This window comes from Sphingomonas sp. NPDC019816 (assembly GCF_050274375.1).
Classification (GTDB): Bacteria; Pseudomonadota; Alphaproteobacteria; order Sphingomonadales; family Sphingomonadaceae; genus Sphingomonas.
On the sequence record NZ_JBNNOB010000214.1, the window covers coordinates 1 to 3,879 of the forward strand.

At 67.2% G+C, this 3,879-nt stretch carries 4 protein-coding genes; 1 reads left to right on the plus strand and 3 read right to left on the minus strand.

What is annotated here, in order from left to right:
* Nucleotides 1–140: 140 nt before the first annotated feature.
* From hisD to ACQKJZ_RS18545, 3 genes are all read right to left on the minus strand, one after another.
* Nucleotides 141–1,436, minus strand: coding sequence for a histidinol dehydrogenase (gene hisD, locus ACQKJZ_RS18535; RefSeq protein WP_312490291.1), 1,296 nt, complete (start codon nt 1,434–1,436; stop codon nt 141–143).
* Nucleotides 1,433–2,095: an ATP phosphoribosyltransferase gene (gene hisG / locus ACQKJZ_RS18540; protein ID WP_183949991.1), complete on the minus strand. Its 663-nt coding sequence runs from the start codon at nt 2,093–2,095 to the stop codon at nt 1,433–1,435. The genes hisD and hisG overlap by 4 nt, the downstream gene beginning before the upstream one ends.
* 190 nt (nt 2,096–2,285) lie before the next feature.
* Nucleotides 2,286–3,011 carry a murein L,D-transpeptidase catalytic domain family protein gene (locus tag ACQKJZ_RS18545; RefSeq protein WP_312490292.1) on the minus strand — a complete coding sequence of 242 codons (726 nt, stop codon included), beginning with the start codon at nt 3,009–3,011 and terminating at the stop codon, nt 2,286–2,288.
* Between the two features lie 198 nt (nt 3,012–3,209).
* On the opposite strand from ACQKJZ_RS18545, the gene ACQKJZ_RS18550 reads away from it, so the two are divergent.
* Nucleotides 3,210–3,815 carry a L,D-transpeptidase family protein gene (locus ACQKJZ_RS18550; protein WP_312490293.1) on the plus strand — a complete coding sequence of 202 codons (606 nt, stop codon included), beginning with the start codon at nt 3,210–3,212 and terminating at the stop codon, nt 3,813–3,815.
* The last annotated feature ends 64 nt before the right edge of the window (nt 3,816–3,879 follow it).

The window sequence follows — 3,879 nt, forward strand, 5'->3', positions numbered from 1 at the left end:
TCGCTCAGGCTGAACGGAGCGAGGGGATTGAGGCCCGGCATACCAACCTCCGTTCAGCCTGAGCGAAGTCGAAGGCCAAGGACTGAACCCCCAATCCCCCCAAGCTCGCTGGGGAGGGAGGCATCCGATGGCGAGGAGGCTTACCGATTCAACCGCAGCCGCAGCGCCACCGACTTTGCATGTGCGGGCAGCCCCTCGGCATGCGCCAGCGCCACCGTGGCGGGGCCGAGTTCGTTCAGCGCCGTCTCGGTCAACCCCAGGAAGCTGGTACGCTTCATGAAGTCGAGCACCGACAGCCCGCTGGCGAAGCGCGCGCGGCGGCCGGTCGGCAGGACATGGTTCGGCCCCGCGACATAATCGCCGATCGCCTCGGGCGTATGGCGGCCCAGGAATACCGATCCGGCATGGCGCAGCCGGTCGAACAGCGCTTGCGGGTCATCGACCGCGAGTTCGAGATGCTCGGGCGCGAGTCGGTCAACCAGCGGCATGGCGGCTTCCAGCGAATCGACCACGATGATCGCGCCGTTCGCGTCCCAGGCGGTGCGCGCGACGCTGGCGGTGGCGAGTTCGGGGATCTGCCGGTCGACCGCTTCGCCCACGCGCTCGGCGAAGTCGGCATCGTCGGTGAACAGGATCGACTGGGTGACGGTGTCATGCTCGGCCTGGCTCAGCAGGTCGGCGGCGATCCAGTCGGGGTCGTTCCTGCCGTCCGCGACGACGACGATCTCGGAGGGGCCAGCGACCATGTCGATGCCGACCATCCCGTAAACCTGCCGCTTGGCCTCCGCGACCCAGGCATTGCCCGGGCCGGTGACGACATCAACCCGCTGGATGCGGCCCGCCCCGTATGCCAGCGCGCCCACCGCCTGCGCGCCGCCGACGCGCCACACCTCGTCCACGCCCGCCAGATGCGCGGCGGCGAGGACCAGATGGTTGATCTCACCCTTGGGCGTCGGCGTGACCATCACCAGCCGCTCGACGCCTGCCACCTTGGCGGGAATCGCGTTCATCAGCAGCGAGGAGGGATAGGCCGCGCGCCCGCCGGGGACGTAGATCCCGGCCGCATCCACCGCCGTCCAGCGTGCACCCAGCCGGACGCCCTGCGCATCGACATAGTCGGTGTCGGTCGGTTTCTGCTTCTCATGATAGGCGCGAATGCGCGCAGCGGCGAGATCGAGCGCGGCGCGCAGTTCGGGCTCCAGCGCCTCATAGGCCGCACGGCAATCGGCCGGTTCGATCCGCCAGCCGGTCTCGGTGAGGTCATGCCCGTCAAACTGCTTGGTGAAGGCCGCCACCGCCGCCTCGCCATCGTCGCGCACCGCACGCAGAATCACCTGCACGTCGCGCGCGACATCGGCATCGCTCTCACGCCGGGCATCGACCAGTTCGTCGAAGGCGGCGGCGAAGCCAGCGTCTTGCGTATCCAGCCGGATCATGCCGCTTCCCTCTCCGCCACGGCGCGGCGGAACGCCTCGACCAGCGGCACCACCTGTCCGCGCGTCTTCATCGCGGCGCGGTTGACGACCAGGCGCGAGGTGACCTCCTCGATCACCTCGACCTCGACCAACCCATTTTCCTTGAGCGTACGGCCCGACGACACCAGGTCGACGATGCGCGGCGCCAGGCCCAGCGTGGGGGCCAGCTCCATCGCGCCGTTCAGCTTGACGCACTCGGCCTGCACGCCGCGCGCGGCAAAATGGCGGCTGGTGATATGCGGATATTTGGTCGCGACGCGGACATGGCTCCACCCGCGCGGATCGTCGCTCTCCGCCATCGCGGCGGGCTCAGCGACCGAGATGCGGCAATGGCCGATCTTCAGGTCGACCGGCGCATAGAGTTCGGAATAGCCGAATTCGGACAGCACATCCGATCCGACGATCCCCAGTTGCGCCGCGCCATGGGCGACGAAGGTGGCGACGTCGAAGGCGCGGACGCGGATCAGTTCGATGCCGGGGACATCGGTGGCGAAGCGCAGCGCGCGGCTGTCCTTGTCAGTGAAGGCCGGTTCGGGCCGGATGCCGGCGGCGGCGAGCAGCGGCAGCGCCTCGGCCAGGATGCGTCCCTTGGGGACGGCGATGATCAGCGGTTGGGCCATGAGGATCGGGGGCTTAACCCCCGCCACCGGGGATCGCAATGTCGCGTTGAGGGAAGGGGCGAATTCCTCCCCTGCAAGGGGAGGTGGCAGTCCGCAGGACTGACGGAGGGGTGTCACCATCAGCGGTGACACCCCTCCACCACCGCTGCGCGGCGGTCCCCCTCCCCTTGCAGGGGAGGAATGTGAGGACTTACACCTTCGCGGCGTAGATCATCCGGCCGGGGCCGAGATTGGCGAACACGCGGTCCAGGTCGTTCTCGCCGACCGCGAAGCAGCCCTGGCTACGGCCCAACATGCCGTGCGTCTTGATCATGTCGCGGTTGGCGTACCAGGCCGAGTGGATCACGATCGCACGGCCCAGCGCATTGTCGTTGGTCGGGTCCAGCCCGATCAGACGCTGCGACCGGCCATGCTTGCCGACATAATAATTGTCGGTCACGAAGGCGCCCTCGCTGCTGGCGTTCGAGTTGAACGCGTTGGAAAAGCGCTGGAGATAGCCGCTGTGCGACGGATCCGACCCGCTGCCGTGCGAGACGAGCAGCGACTGACTCTTGCCGTTGACCAGGTCGATCAGGTGCAGGCGGGGTTCGGACGAACCGACCGCGAAATCGACGATCGCCATCCGGTCGCGCTGACGCACCCGGCCGCCATGCTTTTGCAGCGCGGCCATCGCCTCGCGGAACAGGGCCGGGCGGACGACGCGCGGCGAGGCCATGACGGGGCGCGACGCGACCTCGACCGGGTTCGGCCGGGTCGGATGATTGGGCAGCGGCGGCTGGCGCATCGGCTGCAGATCCCGCGCCGTCAGACGCTGGCGCGCATTGGCCGCCCCCGGTACCGCCAGTGCGCCGGCCAGAACCAGCGCGTTCTTCAACAGCGCGCGCCGACCCGGCGCCGCGTCCAGATTTTCGAACATTATGATCCTTCTAACCCCAGAAGTCCCGCGACCTCCTAGATAGCAGAACGGAGGCGGATTTTCTGCCCGCCGGGCATCGGTTGATCGCTTCGTCCCATCGACTCGGCGAAAGTTCCGCCTGAGGGCAAAAAATTTCGCTCGGCACAAATTGTGGCTTGACGGGTTTAAGAATTTATGAACTCGCCAAGGAAAAGGGATATGAAGGCTTTCGCTTTTGCCGCCTTGTTGGGCGCCACGACGATGGGTTTCGCCGCGCCGGCCATGGCCGCCGATGACGGGGCCGCCACCACCACCATCGCTCAGGCGGCCGCCGCGCTCGCACCCAATCGGTTCGTCTGGGCCGATCCGCAGGCGATGGCGGTCGACCCGGTCACCTTGCCGGTGACGGTGGTGGTCAGCCTGCCGATGCAGAAGGCCTATGTCTATCGCGGCGAGACGATGGTGGCGGCGGCGTCGGTGTCGACGGGCAAGGACGGCAAGGATACGCCGGTCGGCATCTTCCCGATCCTGCAAAAGCGTGAAGTGCATCACAGCAATCTGTACGACAGCGCGCCGATGCCCTTCATGCAGCGGCTGACCTGGGACGGCGTGGCGCTTCACGCCGGCAAAAATCCGGGTTTTCCCGATTCGCACGGCTGCATCCGCCTGCCGGCGGCTTTCGCCAAGAAGCTGTTCTCGATCACCTCGGTCGGCACGAACGTCGTCGTCACCGACCAGATGGTCGGCGATCACCTCGACCCGATGCTGCTCCAGACCGAGGCGAGCCAGGCGAATCAGGCGCAGCTGGCGTCATTGGAGCGGTAAGTCTCGTGCGCTTCGACTTCGCTCAGCTTGAACGGCGGTCGGAATTGAACCCAGAACGCCGTTC